12 protein-coding genes are annotated in these 15,157 nt (G+C 46.7%); 8 read left to right on the forward strand and 4 right to left on the reverse strand.

The features are described 5' to 3' along the window. The first annotated feature begins 34 nt into the window (after positions 1-34). Complete coding sequence (locus SIB41_RS04215; RefSeq protein WP_413360685.1) at positions 35-2,521, forward strand: S8 family peptidase; 2,487 nt, start codon at positions 35-37, stop codon at positions 2,519-2,521. Between the two features lie 753 nt (positions 2,522-3,274). Here SIB41_RS04215 and SIB41_RS04220 read toward each other — a convergent pair. Then, entirely contained in the window at positions 3,275-4,447 is a 1,173-nt protein-coding gene (locus SIB41_RS04220; RefSeq protein WP_413360687.1) for a tyrosine-type recombinase/integrase, read from the reverse strand. 402 nt (positions 4,448-4,849) lie between these two features. Between SIB41_RS04220 and SIB41_RS04225 the strand changes: the two genes are divergently transcribed. From SIB41_RS04225 to SIB41_RS04235, 3 genes are all read left to right on the forward strand, one after another. Next, complete coding sequence (locus SIB41_RS04225) at positions 4,850-5,110, forward strand: hypothetical protein (protein WP_413360690.1); 261 nt, start codon at positions 4,850-4,852, stop codon at positions 5,108-5,110. Positions 5,111-5,148: 38 nt separating this feature from the next. Further along, complete coding sequence (locus SIB41_RS04230) at positions 5,149-6,489, forward strand: hypothetical protein (protein WP_413360692.1); 1,341 nt, start codon at positions 5,149-5,151, stop codon at positions 6,487-6,489. A gap of 63 nt (positions 6,490-6,552) precedes the next feature. Further along, complete coding sequence (locus tag SIB41_RS04235) at positions 6,553-6,708, forward strand: hypothetical protein (protein ID WP_413360694.1); 156 nt, start codon at positions 6,553-6,555, stop codon at positions 6,706-6,708. 25 nt (positions 6,709-6,733) lie between these two features. Here the strand turns inward: SIB41_RS04235 and SIB41_RS04240 are convergent, their stop codons facing one another. Beyond that, entirely contained in the window at positions 6,734-7,771 is a 1,038-nt protein-coding gene (locus tag SIB41_RS04240) for a DUF1254 domain-containing protein (protein WP_413360696.1), read from the reverse strand. Between the two features lie 105 nt (positions 7,772-7,876). Between SIB41_RS04240 and SIB41_RS04245 the strand changes: the two genes are divergently transcribed. From SIB41_RS04245 to SIB41_RS04260, 4 genes are all read left to right on the forward strand, one after another. Next, positions 7,877-8,083 carry a hypothetical protein gene (locus SIB41_RS04245; RefSeq protein WP_413360699.1) on the forward strand — a complete coding sequence of 69 codons (207 nt, stop codon included), beginning with the start codon at positions 7,877-7,879 and terminating at the stop codon, positions 8,081-8,083. A gap of 101 nt (positions 8,084-8,184) precedes the next feature. Next, complete coding sequence (locus SIB41_RS04250) at positions 8,185-8,937, forward strand: sulfite exporter TauE/SafE family protein (RefSeq protein WP_413360702.1); 753 nt, start codon at positions 8,185-8,187, stop codon at positions 8,935-8,937. 989 nt (positions 8,938-9,926) lie between these two features. Continuing rightward, positions 9,927-12,395, forward strand: coding sequence for a S8 family serine peptidase (locus SIB41_RS04255; RefSeq protein WP_413360704.1), 2,469 nt, complete (start codon positions 9,927-9,929; stop codon positions 12,393-12,395). An 836-nt stretch (positions 12,396-13,231) separates the two neighbouring features. Further along, complete coding sequence (locus tag SIB41_RS04260; RefSeq protein WP_413360706.1) at positions 13,232-13,660, forward strand: cupin domain-containing protein; 429 nt, start codon at positions 13,232-13,234, stop codon at positions 13,658-13,660. Positions 13,661-13,691: 31 nt separating this feature from the next. Here the strand turns inward: SIB41_RS04260 and SIB41_RS04265 are convergent, their stop codons facing one another. Beyond that, positions 13,692-13,943, reverse strand: a complete 252-nt coding sequence (locus SIB41_RS04265) for a hypothetical protein (protein ID WP_063418756.1) — start codon at positions 13,941-13,943, stop codon at positions 13,692-13,694. Positions 13,944-14,649: 706 nt separating this feature from the next. Next, a complete protein-coding gene (locus tag SIB41_RS04270) occupies positions 14,650-14,934 on the reverse strand; it encodes a DUF3764 family protein (RefSeq protein WP_413360709.1) in 285 nt (94 codons plus the stop codon). Positions 14,935-15,157: the final 223 nt, after the last annotated feature.

Raw genomic sequence — 15,157 nt, forward strand, 5'->3', positions numbered from 1 at the left:
TCACATCTAAAGTCATGACATTGAGCGAAATTGATTGAGTCATTCAAAAGGCTTTGCCTTTTCTCTAATCATGAAACGGCTCTTCAGAAGTATCAGCTCAAATGACAAGCAATCAGAGCGCAGAGACTTCATCAGTGACTCACTAAATTTAGCAAAGCCAACAGACAGTCAGAACACTCATCTTGGCTCGGGGCATTCAAGCCACTATTACTCCAATAGTGACAAGATCACTGAACAAGAGCAGCCCTTTGAACTCGAAGCTAAGGGAGCCTCAAATTCAAACAACACAACCAAAGATTATCCTCGCGATAGCAGACTATCTTTTGAGAGGCAAGAAACATTCAATGTTCATCATTCCACAAGTTTGGAAGATCCGATTACAGGCAATCAACATGGTCCAAATACAGTTGGCCGACACCTAAGGCAGCCATTTCGTTCAGTCAATCGGCAAGGTTTCTCTTCCAGTGCAAATCAGCAAGATCGCGATGAATCACCTGATGAATTCAATCATCAAGGCCAATTTGAAAGAAAATCAAATAGGTTTTCCTTCGTAAGGCTAAACTGGATAGCAAGAAAAGGCCAACAGGATTTACCAGAAGATCGTACAAATGGTGAACATGAAGCTGGCGAGGAAGGTGGTTCACACAACCCATTTAGCCAAGGTTTTCACCGGCAAGCTTTCAACAAACTCCCACTAGCGCGCGATGTTGATCTCAGCATCAGCATCAAGCCATGGGACTTTAGTGTAGAGGGTCTATTTGATTATGGTTATACCCGTATTTATGATGCATCACACGACGGTACGAAAAAAGAAGTCTTTGAAGATGGTGCTATCAGAATCAATTATGATGGTGATTTCTTAAATGATAATAGGTTAGATTTCTCAGATATTTATGGCTGGAGTTGGGGCCCATTCTCAACAATGAAACTTGGTAATGTTGAAGCTCAAGTCAATGCAACCCACACCACTACAGGAGAAAGTGTTGATCTTGGATCATACACACTAGATCTCTCAGAAGATCGATTCCTTGTCGATCTTAACGGCAAGATCGATGCTGCGGAAAGCTTCTTCGATAGACGCAGTAACTGGGACTTTGATGTGGATATTGATGCTGTATTCGGTGGCTGGAGAGAAAATATAGAAGACTTTGATGAAAGATTAACGATGATTGATGCTCTTGACTGGAGTACATTTGATGGTGACATTGAAGCGAACACTTTTACTTATAATGATCTGGATGCATATTCATGGGTAGGTTCACAATATGATTCAGGTAGAATTTACAAGGCTCGTGGTGGAACCGACGAACTAATACTTAATGGTATTGATAGTGCAGACATCAAGAGCTTCAATGGCGAAACCTTCAGCGGTTTGACTGATTACACAACGATCGGCGAACAGGCCATTTATCAAGGCACAGCTTTCGACATCTTGAGCCTCAAAAATGGAGATGAGATTTATCTACAAGGTTTTGAGAGGATTACCACCGAAGACGATAGCTACCGCATTAGAGAAGGAATGAGCGACAGTACAAAAGAACAATGGAACCTACAAGCCATGGATGCAGGAGGTGCTTGGCGATTCAACAAAGGTTCAGAAGATGTTGTTCTCGTATCTCTGGATACTGGTCTTAATGATGTTGCAGGAAGTGCAACTGATGCTCATGATGAAATTGATCATGTTGTCAACCAAACCGGCAAGTCAAATGACTCCCATGGACATCGAGCCATGAGTGTGATGGCTGCCAAACATGATAGTCAAAACTTGGCAGGTATTGCTCCTGGAAGTGAACTTTGGGCCTACAATGTTTATGGTGGAGGTGATTCACTCTACGATTCAATTGAAGATGCCAAAGATCAACGCAATTGTAGTCAAAGACTAGTCTTTCAAGGTGGTATTCAAGGTGAAGGTTGGTGGACCCATGGCGCAACCAAGGCAGAAATGCAAACTGCTCTAGATGAAACAGCAGATTATGGCTTCTTTGCCATCGCAGCCGGTAACGGTGGCCCAGGTGGCAACCTCGATGACGACGACTATCTAACTAGTGTTTCAGGTCTAGCCAAAGCACAAACTACAAATGACAATATTGCTAGTGTCGGTGCTCTGAAGTTCACAGGCACAGAAGAAATCGATGCAATTACTGGTGGTTCACTTACTAATGTTACAGGAACTGAACTTGCTGGTTATTCCAATAGAGGCGATAACCTTACATTAGTAGCACCGACAGACAGTCAATCTATTGATGCGAACGGATGGCAAAGATCTTTTGGCGGAACCTCGTGTGCAAACCCCAATGTAGCTGGAGTTGCTGCTCTTGTTTGGAGTGAAAATTTATCTCTAACTGGCGGAGAGGTTAGAGATATCCTGACAACAAGTGCCATGGATTTAGGAGCTACAGGGCGTGACGACACCTACGGTGCAGGCACAATCAATGCTGAATCTGCAGTTCGTCGCTCTCATGCTCTCTCAGTCGACAATGAATTAGCCAGTCTGTACAGCAATACGGATTTTCTAGCTTGATTAATAACACGATCTAAGCGCTTCTCCTTTCATCGCCCTGGGCATATGTCCAGGGCTTTTTTAGGTATTAATGAGCCTGAACGCACTTTCAGCGGATCAACAACAACAAGAATACCGCTGCCAAGCACCATTCAGCTCATCAGCCAACCACTCAAACTTCAGAACGGCACCTCGCTTCCCTTGCAAGTTGGGTCTCACTTACTGCAAATATCAAACGACTCAGTGGGAACTATTAACAACTACTGCTGGGACAGCTCCAGAGCAAAACCGATTCACTCAGGCAATTGTGAACTAAGTAAAAGACTATCAATATTAACTGCAACAACAGCAGGGCAACAATAAGCACAGCTACTGCAATGGCAACAGTGCTTGGTGTTCTCAAGGTTATTCATGGCATTCATTGCACGGTTCAAACAAATCCTCCTGCCTCCGCAAATACAACCGAACCAAAAAGGTAGTGAGAACAAAGGCCGGTCGGTGATCGACATCCCGTCTTAAACGTCACAGGTACGGTTTTCGCGGCCGCGATTTCATCAATTGAATAAAGGTGGCTGTGGAGCAGTCGACTGGTCTAAGGATTTTTAGATTCCTTAAGCCAGCGTTTGCGTCGTAAGCCAAGGAAAGACTCGCACTTACAGATGAAATACCGGGAATAGGCTCCCCTGCGAATCCAATCTTCCCTCCCCCACTTTGAATGGAGCGTGAGAGGCATGCTTTGAGCAAGTTGCTCGTCGGTTGGCTGTAGTTCTTCCATTAAGCGTTCACCTGTGCATAGAGGTCTGCTGTTGCATCTGGTGTAAAGCGTGCATAGCTACTTAAGTGCACCTCAATCGTGTGACCCATGGCTTGGGCGATGTTCGCTATCGGTAGCCCCGCAGCATGTGATGCTTTGGCGTAGCGATGTCGAAAGGTATAGGGCTTTAATACCTCACCAGCATGATCAGCGTCTTGTCGTAGTTGCTGCCATATCGCCTTGCGCTTGAGATAAGTGCCAAGTGCATCACCAGCGTTGCCTTGTTGTCCTAATGGCGGCAGTTGTTCGCCAATCTGTAGACGGCCTTGCAGGTTCCAGTCGCTAGGAGTGCCATCTGAGTCTTTGACTAGCAGCGCATTGAGTCGACGAGGGTCAGTTCGTTCGCCTTTTTTTCCGCCTTTACTCTTGCGGTAGATAGTCCATAACTCAGGCCCTATCGGACCATCCTTAATCCGTAGGTATCGCAGCTCTTCTGGCCTAAGCCCATAGACAGCGCATAGTTGAAGCGCAAAGCGCCATCGATCATGTGAGTCTCCTTCTGGTAGAGCTTCTAACAACTGCAGAATCTGCGCATCTGACAAGGCGTAGCCATCACGCTTGGGCCTGCGTGTCTCTGCAGCATCCGCCGGTGGCAGATAGAGCGATTTGAGCTGTCCTCGCTGCACTGCCCAGGTAAGAAACGCATAGAGGTTTTGTCGCATGATCTGACGCTGCCTAGAGCCGTGTTCCCATTGCTTCAATGCAACATCGCAAAGCGTTTCGCCATCGATTGGTGGCTTGCCTACAAATGCAGCGTCAATGTTTCTAAGGATTGGAATGTATTTTGCTTTCCAGGTGTCATCTGATGCTGTATGGCGGAATTTTCTGAATTCTGCAAATAGCTGCTTGAAGTCAATCTTTTGTTGACTACTAGCGGTGTTGGTGTTTCGTGCTGCTTCTGCAAGGGTGAACAGTCCAGTAGAAAAGCGCTTAAAGATCTGCTTAATACGGGGCAGAGCATGAGCAGCACCATCTTCTGACCAATCAAAAGGAAGGATGACTGAGCCAACACCTTTAACTTCCAAACGCATTCGTTTCCCCGATGGCCTCACCTGCCATTGATCACCACAACTGTTGGCAACAAGCTTGCGAAAGGGCTTAATCCATGGATCTGTGTGTGTAAGGCGAGGCAAACGAAGCTGACCGAGTGCTATCTCAATTTTGCGCTAAGCTTGCGCTAGGCGTCAATACCTCCTGGAATCTGTCAGCATCTCTCAGCACAGAATCCACTACCAAAAAAGGGATAGTGACTAAGAAAGCCGCATGAACACAAGAGTAGACCGAGTGATTTGGGAGCACTAGGTCGCAGGTTCGAATCCTGTCGCCCCGACTTGAATCTCAGCGAATAGCAAAAGTGGTTACGCCCTGTGTGCGCCCTGAGAGCTTTTCGTTTGGGCGGGCCAAACCCATCTACGAGGCCTGTGCAAGGCTCAATTTTTGAGCGCGACAACCCCTCGTAGTTTGTAAATGGGGCCATCGAGCAGCTGCTTGCACCAGCCGCTTAAAGCCACCGCCAACGCAGCCAAAAGGGCCTCATGACACCGACCAACTTCCTAAATACGCAGCAAGCAGCAGAGCTGCTGCGCGTTTCTGGTAGCTGGTTACGTCAGCGCAAGGCCAAAAAGATTTTCAAACCCGGTACTCACTACGTCTATTCCACTGGAAACATCTACGGCACCTTGCTGTGGGATGTGATCGCCTTGCAGGAGTGGCAACGCGATAAGACATGTCAACTGGAGGCAAAGCCAGAGATCAATGCCTCGCGAATCGAGACCTACTGCTCTGGCAAGGATTGAGTCAAATCGTTCTTAGCCACTTCCGATCTCAAGACTCCATGAGCAACACTTCCCCCTCGAAGGCTTCCCCACTAGCTGAGTGGTTCATAAAGGCCTTTACGCCTGGGTGGGGCTATGTGATTGAGGTGAATGGAGTCAAGGCATTTCGTTCAGGTCATCCTTCAGCAAAGCTGCTTTCTCATCACCTGGGATTGTCCAAAGAAGAACCTTCTTACCTTACAATTCGCCCTTCTAGGACTACCCAATGGATTGCCTTTGACATTGATCAGGCACGTTCTCCATACCACCCTGATCGTGGAGATGACGCAATCAACATCCTGTTGGAGAGATGTGCACTGATGGGCTTGAGAGAGCCCCTTGTATTTCGCTCAAGTCACAGTGGAGGCATTCACCTCTGGTATCCATTAGCCAAACCGGTTAAAGCCTTTGATGCAGCTCTCACTGTGAAACTATGCCTCGAGGCAGGCGCAATAGATGCAGGAGAACTGGGCGAGAGCATCGACTTCACTACTGATCAACAACTGAAAATATCTTCAGGCCTGTTGGAGGTTTTCCCTAACGTCAAGCAAGTAGATAGTGACTACATCTCAATCCGGTTACCGTTCACAGGTCAAGGTAACGGTCTTTTGCTAGACGGATTCGGCTTAGTAGAGGAGCCGTCTCTATTGCCTGATAGATGGAACGTCGCAGCAAAAAACAATGTTCTGGTTCAATCCATAAGGCTTAAAAAAAGAGAGTTAGGTCCCGGTCCCTACAACCTTGTTGATGAAGATTGTGAAGTCACCTGTATCAACTGGATCAAACCTAGGAAGCGAACAGCCGCGAACCAACAACTGGTCTACGCGGATAAAGGTGAGCAGCCCCTTGAGAGTCTTTCTAAGCAAAGTGGTGAGCCAACAAGCTTGCAAGATGCCCATGACCTACTTGCTCGTGGATGGACTGGCAGCAACCAGACACAACACCTTTGCCTATCAGCGCTAATGGTTGCGAGTCAACTATCGAACGACTCAGATGAAGTAGCCAATCATGTTAAGGAGCTACTGATCCACGCAAAAGGCTTCGCTGATCATTGCGGGCACATCAGGGAAATCGAATCAGGACAGTTGCCTGGTAGATCTGCGTGCCAAAAAGCAGCAAGATTCACTCCAAGCTATGAAGGCAGCTGGAAGGAGGCCGCTAACCAAGCCAAGGCACAAGATGCTACTGAGCGGGCGCTTGGAAGTATCGCAGCAGCCAGCATCGACGGAGTCGTCTTTCCGTCAATCAACAAAGCAATCATCTACTTGAGAGAACACTACGGAGCTCCATCAAGAGCTTGGTGGTTCAAAAGCCAGAACAATTTTCCCCTTGAGTCCCTGAAGGGATTTTTAGCTCCATAGTCAAAGTGGTTCTGACGCTCATGCAAGGGGCTCGTTGAACAACCTCAGTGCACTGATCGCGTCGTGGTTCCTGTAAATCGCATCGCTGTCATTCAGGTTGAGCAAGGCCTAGAAAAAGAGCGCAATACTCAGTTGATCCTGAAACGACAGGCCCTTGAAGTTGTTGAAGGTATAGATCTAGCCAAGGAACAAGAGGCCAAGGGGCAGGAAGCTAACTAGATATCAGCTTGTTTTTAGGGATTTTCTATCTAACTGGTACAAGTTCTGGCAGCTGCCAACTACCATCAAAATAAGCTTTCTGAGGCTGATACATTCTCAGTACAAAATTCCAGCCTGGATAAATTCCCAGGTAATTGCTCTGAGAAGGCTCGCCACCAAAGTGGATCACATAAGCCCCATCAGCATTCGCTTTCGCGAAAGCACTGTTGATGTTGTAGGCATCACCTTGAACGAACCCGTCTTTGTCGTAAACGGTGATTGACCAAAAACCATCGACAGGAACATCCTTCAGGGTGAGAACATTGGGTCCTTCAAATGTTGGGGTATAGAAGGGGTAAACAGCCTGCTCTTTGGGTAGACCACCCCAGCCAATTGCGACGCCAGCTCGATGCTGATCTGCTGTGAGCTCGCCGTTCTTCCCAAAAATATCTTCTGACTTAAATCCTTCAAGATCGAAAACCTCCTGAACTTTCTTACGCATGGCAAGAATCTGATCCATGTCCCAATTGTTTGTGGGGGTATACGATCCGCGCTTGGTCTGGTAGACACCCAATTGATCCTGCAGAGCTGAGGCTTTTGCCATATCGGCAGGATCGCGCATGTTCACGCCTGTTCTGAAAATCACCAGGGCATATGGCGTACCAACGTTTTCTTTGGTCAGTGTGAATGCTCCTGGCGAGGTGATTGTCATCGGCATGTAGTGCTCTTCAGAGACCACAAGTGCACTTTGGTAACGCCCTTTCGTTCCTGGCATTGAGATTGTGGCTGGTCTTGAGAGGTCGAGAACTAATGCGGAGTAGAGCGTGTCAAAGTTCGGGCGAAGGATCGTTCGGTCGTTGGGATCCATGGCTCCCTTCATGTGCCAGAACACACCGACTCCATCAGAGCAAGTGTTCTTGGCAATCTTTTTCACGTAGTCAGCAAAGATGACCTGAGTTTCTGCAAGCGCATAATTGTCTTCATTCACCCGGGTTACGGCTTTGGTAGGCCAGTGAATGGCAGCAGGCGGTGACTGAGCACATTCCGTTTCTGCGGCCTTTAGCGCTGTGTTGTCTATGGACATGCCAAAAAGCAGGCTTGATGCGAAGAAACCGCCAAAGAGAGCCGGGTGAAATTTGAACACAGACAAAAGAATCTTTCAATCACCCTAGAGCTGAGTTCAAACAAAATGCCCTTCACGGTTCAGCCTCAGTGCATGGTGGTGGGGGATCAGATGGCCTGTCTTCAAGGGATACAGCGGGCCTGGGAAACCCACTTACAAACGAAACGCCTACCTGCCCCCCCCATACAAGCAACAGATGTTTTGCCGGCTAAGGCTTCGCGGCACTTCCTGCGCGCAGTCTTTAAAGCCTCTAGTGGTGGTCGAACTCCATAGACCAAACGCTACAGGGCTAGAGACATAACACCATTGAATGCATTGTCAAAACACCCGTCAGTTGCTAACAGAAGTTGGTACTGAATGTTGGGGCTCGAGAAATGGATGCATGGGAGATATCAATATTGCTTGCAGGCGGTGCTTTTGCTGGTGCACTCAACACACTTGCAAGTAGCGGATCAGCAATAACACTTCCTCTTCTGATTTTCCTAGGAGTACCGCCAGGGGTTGCTAATGGGACAAATCGACTAGGAGTCTTGCTCGGATCTTTGTCAGCGGTAATCAGCTTTCAAAAATCAGGGTCTATCCCCTGGAGGAAAACTTTCACGCTATCTGCGCCGCTTGCCGTAGGCGCAATTATAGGGGCAAGAGCTGCAACCTATCTGAACGATGAGAGAATACAGCTAACAATTAATATGGCGATAATTGCTGCGTTGGCAGTACTTGTTATTGGGTCAAAGAGGTTTCTTTTTTTAAGGGAATCTCGTCAAAATAAAGAGAGTATTTTTATGCTCCCATGCATTTTTTTGGTGGGCTTTTGGACTGGATTTATAGTTTTAGACTCTGCCACGTATATGATTCTTGCATTAGTAATGCTTGGCTCGATGGATGTCACCAAAGCGAATCCGATAAAAGCCGTCTTTCTACTCTTTGCGTCAATACTCTCTATTCCTATCTTCTTTTTAGAAGGTCAAATTGCCTTGGTTCCTGGCATTGCATTAGCACTGGGAGGCGCTGTAGGATCTTGGTGGGCAGCTAAAGTTGCCATAAAACCTTGGATTAAAAGTTGGATTTATTTTCTTTTGATTACAGTAGTCAGTATTGAGCTTGTCGGTATGATAATCAAGAATTAAAAGTAGCACCAACGAAAGATCAGAAGAAGACTCTCAAATTCCTCAGTGTTAAGACCCCTTCTATCGGTATCCCCAGGAATGGCCCACAGAAGGGTGATCATGTGCTGCCCTTGTTGGCTAGTGAAGACAAGCCCTAGAGCGGGGCTTTTCTTATTTACTTTTTTTCTCTGAGGCGGTAATTATTTTTTTGTTTTCATCCTTCACCGCTAGCCATAAGTTGTCTCAACCTTTTTAAGAAATCAGTGTCCTGTCTCAATGCCATCGATGAGTTCGAACACAGACAGATCAAAGACATGCATAGCTTTTGATAAGCAGAGAAACCACTGGCATGAAGAAGGGCACCCGCGTTGGATGCCCTCAAGTCCAGGACAGGTTTTCAGGGTTTCTACGTCCTCGGACTCCTGATCTAGGTCTAAGCAAGCAACAACAAGGCGTCAGTAGGCAGAATTGCTCCTTTCGATCAAGGGTCTCTAAATGCCCCAGCAATAAACTTTCATACCAGTGGGTGCAGGTCTTTTTGTAGCTGCTAAGAACATAAAAAAGAACCATCCGAATCGGGATAGAGGGTTTAAGTAGGCGTTTCGTTTTTAAGCGGGTTTTCCCAGGCCCGCTGTATCCCTCGCAATCACGCCAGTTGGGTCCCAATCCACCTAGCGATAGCGATTATTGATCAGCAGTCACAACAACTGCAGCGACAACTACAAGCACAGGTTACAGAGGCTGTCATTGACTGAAAAAGCAAGCGGCACCAAAATAGAAAGATGAAAAGCAAGGCTATTGATAGGATTAGTCGCAAGACTGATCTAGAATAATCAGATTCTCCATCCAAATTACTTCTAATCAATCGATATGCACAAATAAAGGTGTGACCTACGTCACAATTGAATATGAGCAAGTTCGTGGCTCAAAAGGTTCTGGATCACATCTAAAGTCATGACATTGAGCGAAATTGATTGAGTCATTCAAAAGGCTTTGCCTTTTCTCTAATCATGAAACGGCTCTTCAGAAGTATCAGCTCAAATGACAAGCAATCAGAGCGCAGAGACTTCATCAGTGACTCACTAAATTTAGCAAAGCCAACAGACAGTCAGAACACTCATCTTGGCTCGGGGCATTCAAGCCACTATTACTCCAATAGTGACAAGATCACTGAACAAGAGCAGCCCTTTGAACTCGAAGCTAAGGGAGCCTCAAATTCAAACAACACAACCAAAGATTATCCTCGCGATAGCAGACTATCTTTTGAGAGGCAAGAAACATTCAATGTTCATCATTCCACAAGTTTGGAAGATCCGATTACAGGCAATCAACATGGTCCAAATACAGTTGGCCGACACCTAAGGCAGCCATTTCGTTCAGTCAATCGGCAAGGTTTCTCTTCCAGTGCAAATCAGCAAGATCGCGATGAATCACCTGATGAATTCAATCATCAAGGCCAATTTGAAAGAAAATCAAATAGGTTTTCCTTCGTAAGGCTAAACTGGATAGCAAGAAAAGGCCAACAGGATTTACCAGAAGATCGTACAAATGGTGAACATGAAGCTGGCGAGGAAGGTGGTTCACACAACCCATTTAGCCAAGGTTTTCACCGGCAAGCTTTCAACAAACTCCCACTAGCGCGCGATGTTGATCTCAGCATCAGCATCAAGCCATGGGACTTTAGTGTAGAGGGTCTATTTGATTATGGTTATACCCGTATTTATGATGCATCACACGACGGTACGAAAAAAGAAGTCTTTGAAGATGGTGCTATCAGAATCAATTATGATGGTGATTTCTTAAATGATAATAGGTTAGATTTCTCAGATATTTATGGCTGGAGTTGGGGCCCATTCTCAACAATGAAACTTGGTAATGTTGAAGCTCAAGTCAATGCAACCCACACCACTACAGGAGAAAGTGTTGATCTTGGATCATACACACTAGATCTCTCAGAAGATCGATTCCTTGTCGATCTTAACGGCAAGATCGATGCTGCGGAAAGCTTCTTCGATAGACGCAGTAACTGGGACTTTGATGTGGATATTGATGCTGTATTCGGTGGCTGGAGAGAAAATATAGAAGACTTTGATGAAAGATTAACGATGATTGATGCTCTTGACTGGAGTACATTTGATGGTGACATTGAAGCGAACACTTTTACTTATAATGATCTGGATGCATATTCATGGGTAGGTTCACAATATGATTCAGGTAGAATTTACAAGGCTCGTGGTGGAACCGACGAACTAATACTTAATGGTATTGATAGTGCAGACATCAAGAGCTTCAATGGCGAAACCTTCAGCGGTTTGACTGATTACACAACGATCGGCGAACAGGCCATTTATCAAGGCACAGCTTTCGACATCTTGAGCCTCAAAAATGGAGATGAGATTTATCTACAAGGTTTTGAGAGGATTACCACCGAAGACGATAGCTACCGCATTAGAGAAGGAATGAGCGACAGTACAAAAGAACAATGGAATCTAAATGCTATGGATGCTGCAAGTGCATGGCGATTCAACAAAGGTTCAGAAGATGTTGTTCTCGTGTCTCTTGATAGCGGCTTAAAAGACAGTGGAGATGGTAGTGCGGCTGTGCATGATGAAATCGGCCATATCAGCTATGAGACAGGAATCAATACTTACAATTCTGATCATGGCCACCAAGCCATGAGTGTGATGGCCGCCAAACATGACAGTGAAAACCTTGCAGGTATTGCACCAGGAAGTCAACTATGGGGTTACAACGTCAAAACATCTAGCCAAGGGGGTATTGGCCTCTATGACGCTTTGGTTAGTGTTGACAGCAAACGTTCCTGCAATGAGCGCATTGTCTTTCAAGGTGGAATTCAGGGAGATTGGCCCTGGACAGCAAATGGCTCAAGCAAGGAAGATGTTGAAACGGAACTTGGTAAGAGTAGCGAATGGGGTTTCTTTGCCATCGCCGCCGGTAACGGTGGACCTGGGACTGCACCATTTTATGATGATTATCTAACTACTGTTTCAGGTGTTGCTGCCGCATCTGAAGACTTTGATCACATCGCAAGTGTCGGTGCTCTGCAGTTCACAGGCACAGAAGAAATCGATGCAATTACTGGGGGTTCACTTACTAATGTGACAGGCACTCAACTTGCTGGTTATTCCAATAGAGGCGATAACCTTACATTAGTAGCACCAACAGATAGTAAAGCAATTAATGCTAATGGCACAGTTAGCACCTTCGGTGGCACCTCGTGTGCAAACCCCAATGTCGCTGGAGCTGCAGCTATTGTTTGGAGCGAAAATTTATCTCTAACTGGCGGAGAGATTAGAGAAATCTTAACAACAAGTGCCATGGATCTAGGTGATCCTGGCCGTGACGACACCTACGGTGCAGGCACAGTCAATATTGACTCAGCGGTTCGTCGTTCTCACGCCCTTTCAGTCGATAATGAGTTAGCCAGTCTCTATAGCAATACGGAATTTCTAGCTTGATTAATAACATGATCTAAGCGCTTCTCCTTTCATCGCCCTGGGCATATGTCCAGGGCTTTTTTAGGTATTAATGAGCCTGAACGCACTTTCAGTGGATCAACAACAACAAGAATACCGCTTCCTAGCACCATTCAGCTCATCAGCCAACCACTCAAACTTCAGAACGGCACCTCGCTTCCCTTGCAAGTTGGGTTTCACTTACTGCAAATATCAAACGACTCAGTGGTAACTATTAACAACTACTACTGGGACAGCTCCAGAGCAAAACCGATTCACTCAGGCAATTGTGAACTAAGTAAAAGACTATCAATATTAACTGCAACAACAGCAGGGCAACAATAAGCACAGCTACTGCAATGGCAACAGTGCTTGGTGTTCTCAAGGTTATTCATGGCATTCATTGCACGGTTCAAACAAATCCTCCTGCCTCCGCAAATACAACCGAACCAAAAAGGTAGTGAGAATAAAGGCCGGTCGGTGATCGACATCCCGTCTTAAACGTCACAGGTACGGTTTTCGTGGCCGCGATTTCCTCAATTGAATAAAGGTGGCTATGGAGCAGTCGACAGGTCTAAGGATTTTTAGATTCCTTCAGCCAGCGTTTGCGACGTAAGTCAAGGCAAGGCCCACACATACAGATGAAATCCCGGGCATAGGCTCCCCTGCGAATCCAATCTTCCCTCCCCCACTTTGAATGGAGCGTGAAAGGCATGCTTTGAGCAAGTTGCTCGTCGGTTGGCTGTAGTTCTTCCATGCTGTCTTGTCCTCAACCTTCCTTCCACCAACCCTTTGGGGACTTTCTTATTGGATATATATTCTCTGCTTACTAAGGAACCATGATTTTGAGGGCTTCTGGACTTGCAGCCGCATCTGTGCTGATTTTTTCAGGTGCTGCCTTTGCATCACCTCAGCCAATCACTGAGGAGCTTTTCAGGGCGAATCGGACCCTTGGAGGGAGAGTTGTTGCGTATCCAGAAGGGACACCTGAGATGAGGGTCTATCGGATCACTCTTCCTGTTGGCGCCAAGATTCCTTTGCACATCCATCCTTCGCCAGTGGTGGTGGTGGTGGAACAGGGAAGACTGAGCAATGTCCGCATCGTCGACGGTGCTGAGGTGACCGACATTGTTGAAGCAGGGGATGGCTTTCTGGAGGGCAACCCAGAAGAACCTCACTATGTAGTCAACAAAGGGTCTGAACCGGCGGTGAGTCTGGTCACCTTTGCCAGCGTGGAGGGAATGCCAAACATGGTTCGGGTTGAGTGACGGCTAGCAGGGAACCACCTCATACAGCGTTTCAACTCAGGAAAAAGAGAACAATTCCCCCCTGACCGGTCCATTCCATAACTGAAAGCACTGCCTGGAGGACTTCGTTCGCAGCCCGTTTGGTAACGGCCTTTCCTCTTGCTCTGTGTAAGTGCAGCTCAACTGATTCCGGTGATTTGAGGAGCAATGCTTGCTCGCGGATTTTGCGCGGTGTGTCTGTGCAATCGATGGTCAGTTGAGCCAAGCCGTTCGTGAGTGGATCCGCCGCCTTCCTGGTCAGCATTAAGCATTCACCTGTGCATAAAGATCTGCCGTTGCATCTGGTTTGAACCTGGCGTAACTGCCGAGATGCACTTCAATCGTGTGCCCCATGGCTTCAGCGATATTGGCGACAGGCAGATTCGCTGCATGTGATGCTTTGGCGTAGCGATGGCGAACTAAAGATTCATTTGATGACTACGATTATGAAATGGTTTCCCGCAAAGAAGATGCTGGAATGAGTCCTACTCGCTCAGAAAGCACAGATTCGATAATGAAATGCATGTAGAAAGCCTTCCTGAGGCAGACTAAAGAGTTCTGATCGGAGATAGGAGTACATTCAATTGCAGTATTAACGGCACACATTGCCTTGAGGTTAGTGGTTCGGTCCATCGTGAAAGTTCCGTATCGATGTTTATAGCCTCACCGCAAGAAGTCCTCAAAGCCCTGAGTTAGATCATCTCGCGCTGTGAGATTGGTCACTGCACTAGTGGCGCTCTAGCAATGACTTTGTAGATGGAGTAATAGGACTATCTGGTTATCACCAATGACGCCCCAAGCATTCAGATCTAAGCCTAAAGAAAGCCACTACAACCCCCGTGGCCTCGAGGGTGCCTGGGAGGGATTCCCGGATGAGGTGGCTTAGGGGCCCTACTTTCTCGGGCCCCGCAAACGATTGAGAATCAATCAAGCGCTAGCCCACCTCTTAGCGGTGTTGGTTGAGCCGTTGCCTAATGATCGATCCATTGAGTAATTGCTGTTTCGTCATAGATATGACCACTTGATTCAATCATTACTTTTGCCTCAGGGTCATTCCACATGCCCATCGCAACTCCCTCCTCTGCTTGGAATATCACAATCGCTCTTGATGAATCTTCTTTGTGTAAGCCTCTGTACAGAGATGTGATTCCGCCTGCTTTCAACATTGCTTTGTTGTCTTCACTGTCGTAAATAGCTCTCCACTCGTCAAAGGTTTTACTGATTTTGAAGTCAAACACGGTGGTTTCGATTGCCATTCCTAAGGAATAATTTCGACCAATTAGACCATGCTTGCCCACCACCTAGCTGTACGCGCTGAACATTGATAGCGCTCTGCGATTTGTTGCTAGTTGTCGTCCATGCATCTATAGCACTCAAGCAACGTTTGATGAGGGTTGATAAAGCATCACCGAAATGGTGGAATCCAATTTCAGTTCACTTGTGCAGTTCCCGCATTCACTTGCGCATAGAGGTCTGCCG

It is taken from the genome of Prochlorococcus sp. MIT 1201 (genome assembly GCF_047303415.1).
GTDB classification, from domain to species: domain Bacteria; phylum Cyanobacteriota; class Cyanobacteriia; order PCC-6307; family Cyanobiaceae; genus Prochlorococcus; species Prochlorococcus marinus_D.